The sequence below is a fragment of the Actinomyces sp. HMSC08A09 genome, assembly GCF_001807465.1.
GTDB lineage: Bacteria > Actinomycetota > Actinomycetes > Actinomycetales > Actinomycetaceae > Actinomyces > Actinomyces oris.
On the sequence record NZ_KV789133.1, the window covers coordinates 24214 to 37685 of the forward strand.

The 13472-nt window shown below is 72.1% G+C and carries 11 protein-coding genes; 7 read left to right on the forward strand and 4 right to left on the reverse strand.

All coding sequences use genetic code 11. The features are described from left to right. Positions 1–4: 4 nt before the first annotated feature. From gcvH to gcvP, 3 genes are read right to left on the reverse strand one after another with little or no spacing between them, the layout of a single operon-like run. Positions 5–391: a glycine cleavage system protein GcvH gene (gcvH, locus tag HMPREF3165_RS08405; protein WP_070512422.1), complete on the reverse strand. Its 387-nt coding sequence runs from the start codon at positions 389–391 to the stop codon at positions 5–7. A gap of 45 nt (positions 392–436) precedes the next feature. Next, on the reverse strand, positions 437–1702 hold the full coding sequence (locus HMPREF3165_RS08410) for a glycine cleavage system aminomethyltransferase GcvT (protein WP_070512425.1): 1266 nt from the start codon (positions 1700–1702) through the stop codon (positions 437–439). A 30-nt stretch (positions 1703–1732) separates the two neighbouring features. Beyond that, a complete protein-coding gene (gene gcvP / locus HMPREF3165_RS08415; RefSeq protein ID WP_070512428.1) occupies positions 1733–4654 on the reverse strand; it encodes an aminomethyl-transferring glycine dehydrogenase in 2922 nt (973 codons plus the stop codon). A gap of 175 nt (positions 4655–4829) precedes the next feature. On the opposite strand from gcvP, the gene miaB reads away from it, so the two are divergent. The 7 genes from miaB (at position 4830) to HMPREF3165_RS08450 (ending at position 12811) form a co-directional block, all read left to right on the forward strand. After that, on the forward strand, positions 4830–6491 hold the full coding sequence (miaB, locus tag HMPREF3165_RS08420; RefSeq protein WP_070512430.1) for a tRNA (N6-isopentenyl adenosine(37)-C2)-methylthiotransferase MiaB: 1662 nt from the start codon (positions 4830–4832) through the stop codon (positions 6489–6491). Positions 6492–6576: 85 nt separating this feature from the next. Next, on the forward strand, positions 6577–7047 hold the full coding sequence (locus tag HMPREF3165_RS08425) for a YbjN domain-containing protein (RefSeq protein ID WP_004565218.1): 471 nt from the start codon (positions 6577–6579) through the stop codon (positions 7045–7047). Beyond that, entirely contained in the window at positions 7047–7835 is a 789-nt protein-coding gene (locus HMPREF3165_RS08430) for a type III secretion system chaperone family protein (RefSeq protein WP_070512433.1), read from the forward strand. The genes HMPREF3165_RS08425 and HMPREF3165_RS08430 overlap by 1 nt, the downstream gene beginning before the upstream one ends. A gap of 5 nt (positions 7836–7840) precedes the next feature. Next, positions 7841–8836 carry a tRNA (adenosine(37)-N6)-dimethylallyltransferase MiaA gene (gene miaA, locus HMPREF3165_RS08435; RefSeq protein ID WP_070512435.1) on the forward strand — a complete coding sequence of 332 codons (996 nt, stop codon included), beginning with the start codon at positions 7841–7843 and terminating at the stop codon, positions 8834–8836. A gap of 10 nt (positions 8837–8846) precedes the next feature. Next, complete coding sequence (locus HMPREF3165_RS08440; protein ID WP_070512438.1) at positions 8847–9797, forward strand: diaminopimelate epimerase; 951 nt, start codon at positions 8847–8849, stop codon at positions 9795–9797. An 82-nt stretch (positions 9798–9879) separates the two neighbouring features. After that, the gene (brnQ, locus tag HMPREF3165_RS08445) at positions 9880–11283 is read left to right on the forward strand and encodes a branched-chain amino acid transport system II carrier protein (protein ID WP_070512441.1); all 1404 of its coding nucleotides are present in this window, start codon (positions 9880–9882) and stop codon (positions 11281–11283) included. 28 nt (positions 11284–11311) lie between these two features. Then, positions 11312–12811: an MFS transporter gene (locus tag HMPREF3165_RS08450; RefSeq protein WP_070512444.1), complete on the forward strand. Its 1500-nt coding sequence runs from the start codon at positions 11312–11314 to the stop codon at positions 12809–12811. A 37-nt stretch (positions 12812–12848) separates the two neighbouring features. Here the strand turns inward: HMPREF3165_RS08450 and HMPREF3165_RS08455 are convergent, their stop codons facing one another. Then, a complete protein-coding gene (locus HMPREF3165_RS08455) occupies positions 12849–13466 on the reverse strand; it encodes a class I SAM-dependent methyltransferase (RefSeq protein WP_070512447.1) in 618 nt (205 codons plus the stop codon). Positions 13467–13472 lie beyond the last annotated feature (6 nt).

Consider the following 13472-nt stretch of genomic DNA (forward strand, 5'->3'; position numbering starts at 1 on the left):
GTGCTCAGCCGTCGACGACGGCGTCGAACTTGTCTGCGTAGTCCTGGGCGCTGAGCAGATCTCCCTCAGTGCTGACCGTCACCGTGAACAGCCAGCCGGCTCCGTAGGGGTCCTCGTTGATGGTGCCCGGCTCGTCGACGACCGCCTCGTTGACGGCGACGACGGTGCCACTCACGGGCGAGACGAGGTCCGAGACGGACTTGGTCGACTCGAGCTCGCCGCAGGGCTCGCCCGCCTCGACCTGGGCGCCGACCTCGGGCAGGTCGACGAAGACGACCTCACCGAGGGCGTCGGCGGCGACGGTGGTGATGCCCACGCGTGCGGGCTCACCGTCCTCCAGCCACTCGTGGTCGATGCTGTAGCGCAGGTGGGCGCGCACGCTCTGAGCCATGATGGGGTCCTTCCTGTCAGGAGGTGGTGGGTGGTGCGGGACGCCTTATCGGGTCCGCTTGTAGAAGGGGGAGTCGACGACCGTGACCTCCAGCGGCCTGCCGCGCACGTCGGCGACGAGCGCCGTGCCCACGGGCCAGGCGGGGGCGTCCTCATTCCAGGGACGCAGGAGCGCCAGGGCCACGGGGTGACCCAGAGTGGGTGACAGCAGGCCGGAGGTCACCGTACCGAGCACCTCGCCGTCGTCGCCCAGCACCGGCGCACCGGCCCGGGCCGCACGCCGCCCCTCAGCGATCAGAGGAACCAGCACCGAGGTTCCCTCGGCGCCCTCCTGCTCGGCCCGGGCGGCCAGGGCGTCACGTCCGACGAAAGCGCCCTTGTCGAGCCGCACCACCGCGCCCAGGCCGGCGTCGTAGGGCGTCATCCCCTCGTGGAGCTCGTGCCCGTACAAGGGCATCCCGGCCTCCAGTCGCAGGGAGTCGCGCGCCGCCAGCCCGCAGGGGGTCAGCGCCGGCACCGGCTCGCTGTCGATGACGGTGGGCTCCAGGGCCGCCGCGGCACTGGTGATGACCGTCCACAGGTCCACGGCGTCCTCCGCGCCGCAGAACAGCTCGAAGCCGTCCTCACCCGTGTAGCCGGTACGGGCCAGCAGCACCGAGTGCCCCGCCGCCGTCGCCCTGACGGCAGCGTAGAAGCGCAGGCGCTCCAAGAGCGTGGGACCGCACAGCACGTCCGGTCCGCAGTCTTTCTCCTCCGAGCCCTCAAGGGGCCTGAGGGCGCCGGGCATGGCGGCACCGGACTCGACGACGCCGACGAGCACCTCCTGCGCCCGCGGCCCCTGGACGGCGATGAGGCAGGTGCGCAGAGAGATGTCCTCGACCGTGCAGTCGAAGCCCGCGCAACGGGCGACCAGCTCGGCGGCGACGCGCTCGCGGTTGCCGGCGTTGGGCACCACGAGGTACTCCTCGTCGCCCACGTGGTAGACGATGAGGTCGTCGATGACCCCGCCGGAGGGCGAGACGATCATCGTGTAGCGGGCGCGCCCCACCGCCACGGCCGACAGGGCACCCACGAGCGCGTGGTCCAGGGCGGCCCCCGCCTCGGGGCCGGCGACCTTGACTTCACCCATGTGGGACAGGTCGAAGATCCCCGCGCTGCGGCGCACCGCGTGGTGCTCGGCCAGGTCAGAGGTGTAGCGCAACGGCATCTGCCAGCCGCCGAAGTCGGTGAAGGACGCGCCCAGGGCCGTGTGCACGCGGTGCAGGGGCGTGGTGCGCAGGACGGCTGCGCCGGTCTCGGTGTGCTTGCTCATCGCTGTCTCCTCGTCAGACGTGGTCTCGGCTCAGGCCTCGTGCGCCTCGAAGGCATCGGGTGGCGGGCAGGTGCACATCAGGTGGCGGTCGCCCCACGCGTTGTCCACCCGCGAGACCGGGGGGAAGTACTTGTCCGTCTCCATGCCCGCCAGTGGGAAGGCCGCGGTGGCGCGCGAGTAGGGCCGCTGCCAGGGCTCGGCCGTGACGGCCGCCAGCGTGTGCGGCGAGCGGCGCAGCACCGAGTCCTCCAGCGCCACGGCCCCCGAGGCGACCTCGTCGATCTCGGCACGGATCGAGCGCATGGCCGCGATGAAGCGGTCCAGCTCGGCCAGGGGCTCGGACTCGGTGGGCTCGACCATGAGCGTGCCGGCCACGGGGAAGGAGAGGGTCGGCGCGTGGAACCCGTAGTCGATGAGCCTCTTGGCTACGTCCTCGGCGGTCACGCCGGTGGCGGCGGTGAGCGCACGCAGGTCGAGGACGCACTCGTGTGCCACGTGCCCGCGGTGGGTGTACAGGGTGGGGAAGACGTCGGCGAGCGCCTGCGAGAGGTAGCTCGCGTGGGCCAGCGCCGTGAGGGTGGCCCGGCGCAGATCGGCGTCGGTGAGCGTGGCCAGGTACGTCCAGGCCAGCGGCATGACCCCCGCCGAGCCGAAGCGGGCCCCCATGGCCGCTGCTCCGCCGAAGCCCCGGTCATGGTCCTCGTCCGTCGGGAGGGCCGATCCGGCGGGGCCGGCCGGAAGGTAGGGGGCCAGGTGCTCCTTGACGACGACGGGGCCCACGCCCGGACCGCCGCCGCCGTGAGGGATGGCGAAGGTCTTGTGCAGGTTGAGGTGGGACACATCGCCACCGAGGTCGCCCGGGCGCAGCAGCCCCGTGAGGGCGTTGAGGTTGGCGCCGTCGATGTAGACCTGGCCGCCGGCGTCGTGGACGAGGGCGGTCACCTCAGTGACCTGCGGCTCGAAGACGCCGTGGGTGGACGGGTACGTGAGCATGATGGCCGCGACGCGCTGACCGTACTCGGCCAGGAGCTCGCGCAGATGGTCGACGTCGATGGAGCCGTCCTCGGCGGTGGCGACCACCGTGACGCTGAAGCCGGCGCCGGCGGCCGAGGCGGCGTTCGTGCCGTGGGCGCTGGCGGGTACCAGGACGAGGTCGCGTTGCTGCTGCCCGGTGGCCCGGAGGTAGCCGCGCACCGCCAGCAGGCCGGCGAGCTCGCCCTGGGCGCCGGAGGCCGGCTGCAGGCTGCACCGGTCGTAGCCGGTCAGCCGCGCCAGCCGGTCGGCGAGACCGTCCAGCAGCAGGCGCCAGCCGCGCGTCTGGGACGTGGGGGCGTAGGGGTGGATGCCGGCGAGCCCTGGGCTGAGCCACACGGCCGACTGCACGGCCGCGTTGAGCTTGAGGGTGCACGAGCCCAGCGGAATCATCGTCCGGTCGAGGGCGAGGTCACGGTCCGCCAGCCGCCGGATGTAGCGCACGAGGGCGGTCTCGCTGCGGTGGCGGTGGAAGCTCGGGTGGGTCAGGAAGGTGCTCGTGCGCGCCAGTGACGCGGGCAGAGGGAACCGGGAGGCGCCGTCGGTGCCCGGGGCGGGATCCTGCGCGGCGCGGGGCAGGGCGTCGGCGAGCGCCCGCAGGACCGTGGTGACGTCGTCATCGGTGGTGGTCTCGTTGACGCTCACGCCCACGTGGTCGGCATCGAGCAGGCGCAGGTTGTAGCCCAGCGCCTCAGCGCGCTCGATGGCCCGGCGGGCGGCGCCGGGCAGGCGCACGCTCACCGTGTCGAAGAACTCCTCGTGCTCGAGGCCGAGCCCGAGCGCGCAGGCGCCGACGGCCAGGTGCTCGGCCCGGCGGTGCACGTGCTCGGCGATGGATACCAGGCCCTCGGGACCGTGGTAGACCGCGTAGAAGGCCGCGACGACCGCCAGCAGGGCCTGCGCGGTGCAGATATTCGAGGTGGCCTTCTCCCGGCGAATGTGCTGCTCGCGGGTCTGCAGGGCCAGGCGGTAGGCCTCACGGCCCTCGGTGTCCCGGGAGACGCCGACGATGCGTCCCGGCAACTGGCGCCGCAGCGCCTCGGTGACGGACATGAAGCCCGGGTGGGGGCCTCCGAAGAACAGGGGCACCCCCAGGCGCTGCGCGGTACCGACGGCGATGTCCGCGCCGACGGCGCCCGGCTCGGTCAGCAGCGTCAGGGCCAGCGGGTCGGCATCGACTGCCACCAGGCCGCCGCGGGCGTGGACGGCCGCGATGGCACCGGAGAGGTCCTGGACGAGTCCGCGGCTGGTGGTGTGGGCCAGGACCGCCCCGGTCAGGGGAGCGCCGTCTTCGGTGATCGTGGAGATGCAGACGACCTCGACGTCGATGCCCAGGGCCTCGGCCCGGGCCGAGGCCACCTCGATGAGCTGGGGGTGCAGGCCGGAGTCGAGGAGCACGGGAGCGCCGGGGCCGCGGTGCGCGCGCGTCATGAGCAGGACGGCCTCGGCCACGGCCGTGGCCTCGTCCAGCAGGGAGGTGCAGGCCACCGGCAGGCCGGTGAGATCGGCCACGACGGTCTGGAACAGCAGCTGGGCCTCCAGGCGCCCCTGGCTGATCTCCGCCTGGTAGGGGGTGTAGGCGGTGGTCCAAGCGGGGTTGGACAGGACGTCGCGCACGATGACGGCGGGGGTGACGGTGGGGTGGTAACCACGCCCGATCATCTCGGTGTGCGGGTCGTTGAGAGCGGCCAGGGACCTGAGCGCGCCGACGGCCTCGTCCTCGCTCAGCCCGCCGACGACGGCATCGGGTCGCTCGGGCTGCTGCGGGGGGTCGAGCACGGGCAGGGTGGCGGGGACCACCCGGACGGCCAGGTCCTCCAGGCTCCGAGCACCGATGCGGGTCAGGACCGTGTCCAGGTCCGCTCCCGTCGTGCCCAGGTGCCGGTCCAGGAAGCGCGTGGGTGTGTGGGGCGCCGTCATAACCCTCCCTCTCATCGTGTGGCGCGTCACATCCTAGTGAAGGAGTCCGCATCCGCGCAGCAGAATGGAAGCGGCGCTCCGTGAGGCCCAGGTCGAGGGCCATCAGCCGTGCATCTGGTCACGACGCTGCGCCAGGGCTGGGGCGGGGCCCCGCCGCCACCTACACTGCTCGGCGATGACCACGCTGACCACCTCCGCCCCCGTTCTCGACGCCCGAGGCGGCCTGCCGCGCACCTACCACGTGCGCACGCTCGGCTGCCAGATGAACGTCCACGACTCCGAGCACATGGCGGGACTGCTGGAGAGAGCCGGATACCTGCGCGTCGAGGACGTGCCCGAGGCCGCCGCCCGCGCCACCGACGCCGGTGACGGCGGGGCCGACGTCGTCATCATCAACACCTGCTCGGTGCGTGAGAACGCCGCCACCCGGCTCTTCGGCAACCTGGGCCAGCTCGCCGCCGTCAAGCGCGAGCGCCCCGGCATGCAGATCGCCGTGGCCGGGTGCCTGGCCCAGCAGATGGGGGAGGGGATCGTCGAGCGGGCCCCCTGGGTCGACGTCGTCTTCGGCACCCACAACCTCGACGTCCTGCCCGCCCTGCTCGAGCGCGCCCGGCACAACTCCGCGGCCGCCGTCGAGCTCGAGGAGTCCCTCAAGGTTTTCCCCTCCACCCTGCCCACCCGCCGCGAGTCCTCCTACGCCGCCTGGGTCTCCATCGCCGTGGGCTGCAACAACACCTGCACCTTCTGCATCGTGCCCTCCCTGCGCGGCAAGCAGCGCGACCGCCGCCCCGGCGACGTCCTGGCCGAGGTCGAGGCCGTCGCCGCGCAGGGCGCCATCGAGGTGACCCTCCTGGGGCAGAACGTCAACTCCTACGGGGTCGGCTTCGGGGACCGCGGTGCCTTCGCCAAGCTGCTGCGGGCGGCCGGCTCAGTCGAGGGCATCGAGCGCGTGCGCTTCACCAGCCCCCACCCCGCCGCCTTCACCGACGACGTCATCGAGGCCATGGCCACCACCGAGGCCGTCATGCCCAGCCTGCACATGCCCCTGCAGTCCGGCTCGGACCGGGTGCTGCGCGCCATGCGCCGCTCCTACCGCACCCAGCGCTTCCTGGGCATCCTGGACAAGGTCCGCGCCGTCATGCCCGAGGCCGCCATCACCACCGACATCATCGTCGGCTTCCCCGGCGAGACCGAGGAGGACTTCCAGGCCACCCTCGACGTCGTCGAGCAGGCCCGCTTCGCCTCGGCCTACACCTTCGAGTACTCCCCGCGCCCGGGCACCCCCGCCGCCGACCGCGACGACCAGGTCCCCACCGAGGTCGTCAAGGACCGTTACCGGCGGCTCGACGCGCTCGTGCGCCGTATCGCCCACGAGGAGAACGAGCGCCAGGAGGGGCGCGTCGTGGAGGTGCTCGTCGCCGAGGGCGAGGGGCGCCGGGATGCGGTCACCGCCCGCATCTCCGGGCGCGCCGCCGACAACCGCCTCGTTCACGTCGCCCTGCCCGAGGGTCTGACCGAGGACGACTACGCCGGCGGGGCCCCGCGCCCCGGCGACATGGTCACCGTGCGCGTCACCCACGGCGCCCCCCACAACCTCATCGCCGACTCCGCCCGCTGCGGACGCGAGCTGGACCCGCGCGCCGCGGCCGCCAACGAGGCCCTCAAGCCCGGTGACCGCCTCTGGCTCGACGACGGCCCCGCCCTGTTCCAGGTGCGACGCACCCGAGCCGGGGACGCCTGGGAGCGCCGCCAGGCCGAGGCCTGCGCCACTCCCGAGCCCGACACCGCCCCGGTGAGCCTGGGACTGCCCACCCTGCGCGTGGGCGCACCGGCCTGAGGTGGACCACGGCTGATTGCGCTGACGGTGGAGCGGGCCGGGCTGCGCTGGGGAGCAGCCCGCAGGCCCCGCTAGGCTGGGAAGCATGCCCAGCTTCGACGCCAGCTCTGCTGCCGCCGCCACGGTCCCCAGGCCCGTGGACGTCGACCGTATCCACGAGTGCGTCAAACGACTGGGACTGCGCTACTTCATCGACGACGAGGGCGACATCGGCATCCCCTGGCGCTACGTCACCGTCCACGCCATCTTCCAGGACACCAGGGCCGTCCAGATGCGCGGAATCTGGCACCGCATCGCCGACACCGAGCACCTGACCCAGCTGCGCGCCCTGGTCGAGGACTGGAACACCACCCGCATCGGCCCCAAGGCCTACCTCACCGTCGCCGACGGCGGAGTCGTGCGTCTTCACGGTGAGTACACCTACCCCCTCGAGGCGGGAATGACGGACCGACAGCTCGAGGACTTCGTCTTCGGTGGCTGCCGGCTCATCGTCGCCCTCATGCACGAGGCCGAGGAGCAGTTCCCCGACGAGCTGCGCGGAAGCCTGGAGCCGTGATGCCCAGACTGCAACGCCTCACCGACTTCATCGCGCGTCTCCTGGGCAAGGAGTGGGACGTGCGGGCGCTGGACCACCGGCGCAGCAGCGGGCCGGTTGACTCCCAGAGCCGATCCGACGAGCCCCCGACCATCTCGCCGTACGTCACAGGTCACGTGGAACCCGCAGCCTCAGGCCAATCAGCCGACTCAACCACTCCGACCGACTCCAGTGGTCCATCGGAGCCGGCCAGGACGACCGCCTCGGCGCAGACCCTGGACGCCTCACGCAGCTGGTCGAGCACATCAGGCCGGTCGGAGGAGGAGCCGGCAGTGGAAGGACGGGGCGCCGACCGCTCCTCGGACCTGGAGCCGGCCGACGAGGAGCCCCAGGAGCTGACCCTGGCCCGGATCGAGTCCATGCTCACCGGCCCCATGGAGTACAACGTCCAGCTGACTGAGGACCGCGAGCACCCCTGCCTCCTGGGCACCTGGGACTCCTTCCCCTTCGTCATCGAGATTCCTGAGGGGCATGACGGCTGGCTCCTGGTCTCGGGGGACTGGGAGGAGGCCGCCCCCGCCTCCCAGAGGGACGAGATCGCCGCCAGCGTCAACGACTGGAACCGGGACAAGTTCTTCCCCACCGTCGGCGTTATCGACACCCCCATCGGTCCGCTGGTGCGCGCCACCTACCTCACCGACCTGTCCGCCGGCGCCACCGACGCCCAGCTGCGCCTCCACCTGGACACGGCGCTGTCCGCCTGCACCCAGGCCCTCAGCCTGGTGGGTCCTCTCCTGCCGGAGATCTGAGCCCCATGAGCCCAGCGTCCCCGAGCGCCCCCTGTCTGCCCAGACTCGTCGTCGTGGGGCCCACCGCCACCGGCAAGTCCGCCCTCGTCCTCGACCTCGCCGAGAAGATTCAGGCCGACGAACCGGCGACCCGCGCCGAGATCATCAACGCCGACGCCTCCCTGCTCTACCGCGGCATGGACATCGGCACCGCCAAACCCAGCCCCGCCGAGCGGGCCCGCGTCCCCCACCACCAGATCGACGTCCTCACCGTCAGGGACAGGGCATCCGTGGCAGCCTTCCAGCGCAGCGCCCGCGGAGACATCGACGCCGTCGAGTCACGGCGCCACCTGCCGATCATCGCCGGAGGCTCCGGCCTGTACGTGCGGGCCCTGACCGACGACCTCGACTTCCCCAGCACCGACCCGGCCGTGCGCAGCCGCCTGAGCGAGCGCGCCGAGCAGGAGGGGACCGCCGCCCTCCACGCCGAGCTGGCCCGCCTCGACCCGGTCGCCGCCGAGCGCATGGAGGCCTCCAACACCCGCAGGATCGTGCGGGCCCTGGAGGTCATCGAGATCACCGGCCGTCCCTTCTCCGCCTCCCTGCCCCGCTACGAGGACATCGCCCCCACTGTCCACATCGCCCTGCGCTGCGAGCGCCGGCTCCTGGATAAGCGCATCAACGAGCGGGCCCGCGCCATGTTCGACGGCGGCCTCGTCGAGGAGGTGGAGGCCCTCATCGACCAGGGCATCCGGGAGGGGGAGACCGCCCCACGCGCCATCGGCTACGCCCAGGCGCTCGCGGTCATCGACGGGACCATGAGTGTGCCCGAGGCGGTCGACTCCACCGCCCTGGCCACCCGCCAGCTCGCCTCCCGCCAAATCAAGTGGTTCCGGCGCGACCCACGGCTGCACTGGATCGACGTCGCCCTCACCGAGACCGGGCAGTGCACCGACTCCGAGCGCTCCCGGTTGACCCGGCAGGCATGGGAGCTCGTCTGCGCGGGTCGCGGCGTCGCTTAGGCTAGGGACCATGCCGCACTCGACAGGACTTCGCGGTCGTGAGCTCATCAAGGGCCACGCGACCCTCAACGACTTCCTCATGCTGGTCGACCCCGGCTGCGAGGTCGCCATCAGCGGCGCCGACATCGCGGCGGTCTGCGACCGCCACCGCGGCATCGGCGCCGACGGCTTCGTGCGCGTCGTACGGACCACCGCCCTGCCCGGCGGCGGATCCTTCGCCGCCTCCGTGCCCGAGGCCGAGTGGTTCATGGACTACTACCGCGCCGACGGAACCGTGGCCGAGATGAGCGGCAACGCCGCACGCCTGTTCGCCCACGTCCTGGACCATGAGGGACTGTGCCCCATCGCCGATGGCGAGTCGGTCACCATCGGCACACGCGGCGGGGCCCGCACCATCACTCGCCTGGGCGAGCTGTGGACCGTGGACATGGGGCCGGCCCGCCTGGCCAGCCCCGAGGAGGCCGAGGACGAGGACTGGGACACGGCCGTCGTCGTCCCCGGCTTGGACGGGCCGCGGGCCGCCCTGAGCGTGGAGATCTCCGGCCCCCACACCGTCGTCGCCCTGGGGGAGGAGGGCGAGCTCGAGGCGGCCGCCTTCGCCGGGCTCACCGACTCCGCGGCCCCGGTCGCCTACGACCCCGCCCCCGAGGCCGGCACCAACCTCGAGCTCGTCGTGCCGCTGGGGGAGGAGGTCGACCCCGACACCCAGTCATCGGTGGGTATCGCCCGTATGCGTGTCCTGGAGCGCGGCGTGGGGGAGTCCCTCTCCTACGGAGCGGGGTGCTGCGCCGTCGCCGTCGCCCTGCACGCCTGGACCGGTCCGGGTGCTCCCGAGGACTACCGACTGCTCGTTCCCGGCGGAGAGATCGGGGTCCACGTGGGCGCCGACCCCCTGGGCGAGGACAGCAGCGTGCTGCTGACCGGCCCGGCCACGATCACCGGGCGGATCACCGTCGCCTGAGGCCCCTCAGCCCCGCCGCCATCCGCACTGCTCCCGGACGTCGCACCGACGCCACATCCGAGAAGAGAAACCGACCACCACTATGAGCCAGCCATCCACACGCGCCGCCGTCAGCACCATCCTGCCGACCGGCCTGATGCTCTTCGCCCTGTTCTTCGGAGCGGGCAACCTCATCTTTCCGCCCCTGCTGGGCGCCGCCTCGGGCAGGTCCTTCATTCCGGTCATGGTGGGCTTCCTCGCCACCGGGGTGCTCATGCCACTCATCACCGTTGTCGCCGTCTCCACCTCCGGTGAGGGGATCCTGGGCCTGGCCCGCAGAGTGGGACCCCGATTCGGCACCGTCATGCCGCTGGCGGTCTACCTGGCGATCGGCCCGCTGTACGCCATCGCCCGTGTCACCACGGTCGCCTACGAGCTGGCGACCCGCCCGGTACTCGAGCTGCTGGGGATTCAGGACTCCCGCCTGGCTCTGCTGGTGCACGTGACGGTGTTCATGGGGGTGTCCTTCAGCATCGCCCGCAGCCCGAGCCGCCTGGCCGACCGCGTCGGGCGCTGGCTCACTCCCGCCCTGCTGGCCCTACTGGCCCTGCTGTGCGGGGTCACCATCGCGATGTCCCCCAGGGTGGAGCGCGAGGCCATCGAGCCCTACGCGAGTGATCCCCTGACCAATGGGCTGACTCAGGGCTACCTCACCATGGACGTCCTGGCGGCCACCGTCTTCGGCATCGTCGTCATCACCTCTCTGCGCGAACGCGGCCTGACCTCTCCCCGCGCCCTGGTGCGCGGCACGGTCCTGTCCGGTGGTATCGCCGCTGTGCTCCTGGGGCTGGTGTACGTCGGCCTGGCCGTCCTGGGGACGCGTACCCGCGGGCAGATCACCGTCGACACCAAGGACGGCACCGCGCTGCTGCGCAATGCGGCCTCCTCGACGCTGGGGACCTCGGGAGTGGTCATCTTCGCCGCCATCGTCATCCTGGCCTGCCTGACCACCGCCGTGGGCCTGATGGCCTCCTGGGCCGGCTACGCCTACACCGCCTGGCCGGCCGTCTCCTTCAACCGGCAGCTCGCTGCCTGCGCGATCGTTTCCTTCACCCTGGCCAACCTGGGCCTGAGTGCCATCCTCAAGATCGCGGGACCCTTGCTGTTCCTGCTCTACCCCCTGGCCATCGCCCTGGTCGCCGTGACCCTGGTCGACGCCGTGGCACCGGGACGGCTCAAGGCCGCCTACCTGTGGTGCGTGAGCACAGCCGGGATTCTCGGATCCGTGCCTGCCATCACCGCCGCCGGCTGGGATGGCCCCAGCAGGCTGCTGGCGAGAACCGGCCTGTGGAGCGACTCCACCGGATGGATCCCTCCGGCACTCCTCGCCCTGCTGATCGGCATCCTCCTGGACATCCGCTCCGGAGCCTGGTCCACGCCCGCCCCCGGGGAGCCTCCCAGCCGGGTCCAGCAGGACGTCGAGCACGCCGCGGCCTCACAGCTGTGAGCGGTCCGGCACGCGGTAGCCTCACGACGTGCCCACGACTCGCCCCCGCGACCCAGCCCAGACGCCGCCTCCGAACCATGAGCGGCTTCTGCCGACACTTCTCATCCCCGCCTTCGTCACGCTGCTGGCCGTCTCCTCGGTCAATGTCATCCTGCCGGCGGTCTCCCACAGCCTGAGCGCCGGCACCGCCGGGCTCCAGCTCGTCGTCTCCGGTTACGCCCTCGTCTTCGGGGTCGTCCTCGTCCCGGCCGGCCGCGCCGGCGACGTCATGGGGCGGGGGCGGCTCTTCGTCATCGGCATGCTCCTGTTCGGTGCCGGTTCGCTCGCCTCTGGCCTGGCTCCCGACGTCGTCACCCTCAACCTGGCCCGGGTCGTCATGGGAATCGGCTCAGGGCTGCTCAACCCGCAGGTGACCGGCATGATCCAGCAGTACTACTCCGGTGAGGCCCGAGGACGTGCCTTCGGGCTCTTCGGCGCCGTCATCGGGGTCTCGGTAGCGCTGGGGCCCGTGCTCAGCGGCGGGTTCATCGGCTGGCTCGGGGACGACTGGGGCTGGCGCGCCTCCTTCCTCATCAACGTCCCCCTCACCCTGGCCGGCGTGTGGGCCGCGCGCCGCTACCTGCCGGCCTCCTCCTGGCGCCGGGGAAGCGACACAGGTCAGACGGAACAGACGGACAGCCCCGATGCTGCGGGGAGCGCCGGGGCCGCCCACCGCAGCGGTGTCGATCTCGACCCGGTGGGGATGGGGATGCTCGCCGTCGGCACGCTGCTCATCATGATCCCCTTCATGGAGGCCTCGGCCGGCACCTGGATCTGGGGTCTGGAGGCCGCCGGCATCGGCGTCATCGGCGCCTGGGTGGCCTGGGAGAAGCGCTACCGGTCCAGGGGCGGGGCCCCCATGGTCGACCTCAGCCTGCTGGCCATCCCCTCCTTCGCCTACGGCAGCCTGGCCATCGCCGTGTACTTCCTGGGCTACACCAGCGTGTGGATCATCGTGGCCCAGTACGTCCAGGCCGGCCTGGGATCCACCGCCCTGGCCAGTGGCCTCATCGGAGTCCCCTCCGCCCTGGCGGGATCGATCACTGCCGCCGTCGCCGGCCGCCGGGTGATCCGGGTGGGACGGGTCATGGTGCTCGGCGGCATGGTGCTGGGCATGGCCGGGCTACTGGGGAGCATCGGCATCATGCACATGCACGCGCGCGCTGGGTGGAGCCCCTGGTGGCTGACCCTCACGCTGCTGGTGCTCGGAGTGGGGCAGGGCCTCGTGGTCTCCCCGAACCAGACCCTCTCCCTGGCCGACGTCCCCCTGGAGTACGCCGGGGCCGCGGGAGGCATCCTCCAGACCGGTGAGCGCATCGGCGCCTCCATCGGCATCGCCGTCATCACGGGCCTGACCTTCCGCGTCTCGCACTCCTCGGGCTGGGAGGCCGCCGCCCAAGCCGGCCTGCTGGCCGTCGTGGCCACCATCGCCGTCGCCGCCGGGGTCGCCGTCATCGACCTGCGCCTGGCGAGGCGACGACGCCGGTAGTCGGGCGGGCCCCGTCCGGGCACGGCCCGGCGGCGTGTTAGTCGTGCCGGCGGCGCACTCGCAGGACCCTGAAGCCCTTCGAGGAGGCCATTCGGTTCACGTCCCAGCCCTGGTTACTCAACCAGGTCGCCAGGGAGTCGGCTCCCAGGTTCTTGAGCACCACCAGCCAGGCCTCGCCGTCGTCGGACAGCAGCGCCAACCAGTCCTGCAGCAGGGCGTGCAGGGCCTCCTTGCCGATGCGCACCGGAGGGTTGGACCAGATGAGATCCACCGGCGTCGAGCTCTGGCGCAGCTCGGCCAGCAGCGCGTCGGCCGGGGCGGTCCGCACGTTGTCCAGGCCTGCGGCAGTGGCGTTGCGTGCGGTCAGGGCCAGGGAGCGTTCGTTGACATCGGTGGCCAGGACCTGCGCCTGCGGAGCGGCCCCGGCCAGGGCCAGCGTGATCGGCCCCCATCCGCAGCCCAGGTCGAGGAACGTACCGGTCTGGGCCGGATCGGGGACGTGATCGAGGAGGACCTGGGTGCCCTTGTCGAGGCGGTCGGCGCTGAAGACGCCCGAGGCCGTGACCACCGTGCGCTCGACGCCGCGGATCGAGAAGCGGTGGGTGCGCTCCTCGGCCTCGACGGCGGGGGAGGCGGTGAAGTAGTGCTCGCTCACGCGGTC

What these genes read in the sequence shown, in the direction of transcription:
- HMPREF3165_RS08410 (WP_070512425.1), bottom strand. Translation starts at nt 1,702, where the DNA reads ATGAGCAAGCACACCGAGACCGGCGCAGCCGTCCTGCGCACCACGCCC.
- HMPREF3165_RS08430 (WP_070512433.1), top strand. Translation starts at nt 7,047, where the DNA reads ATGCCCAGACTGCAACGCCTCACCGACTTCATCGCGCGTCTCCTGGGC.
- HMPREF3165_RS08440 (WP_070512438.1), top strand. Translation starts at nt 8,847, where the DNA reads ATGCCGCACTCGACAGGACTTCGCGGTCGTGAGCTCATCAAGGGCCAC.
- gcvP (WP_070512428.1), bottom strand. Translation starts at nt 4,654, where the DNA reads ATGACGGCGCCCCACACACCCACGCGCTTCCTGGACCGGCACCTGGGC.
- miaB (WP_070512430.1), top strand. Translation starts at nt 4,830, where the DNA reads ATGACCACGCTGACCACCTCCGCCCCCGTTCTCGACGCCCGAGGCGGC.
- miaA (WP_070512435.1), top strand. Translation starts at nt 7,841, where the DNA reads ATGAGCCCAGCGTCCCCGAGCGCCCCCTGTCTGCCCAGACTCGTCGTC.
- gcvH (WP_070512422.1), bottom strand. Translation starts at nt 391, where the DNA reads ATGGCTCAGAGCGTGCGCGCCCACCTGCGCTACAGCATCGACCACGAG.
- HMPREF3165_RS08425 (WP_004565218.1), top strand. Translation starts at nt 6,577, where the DNA reads ATGCCCAGCTTCGACGCCAGCTCTGCTGCCGCCGCCACGGTCCCCAGG.
- brnQ (WP_070512441.1), top strand. Translation starts at nt 9,880, where the DNA reads ATGAGCCAGCCATCCACACGCGCCGCCGTCAGCACCATCCTGCCGACC.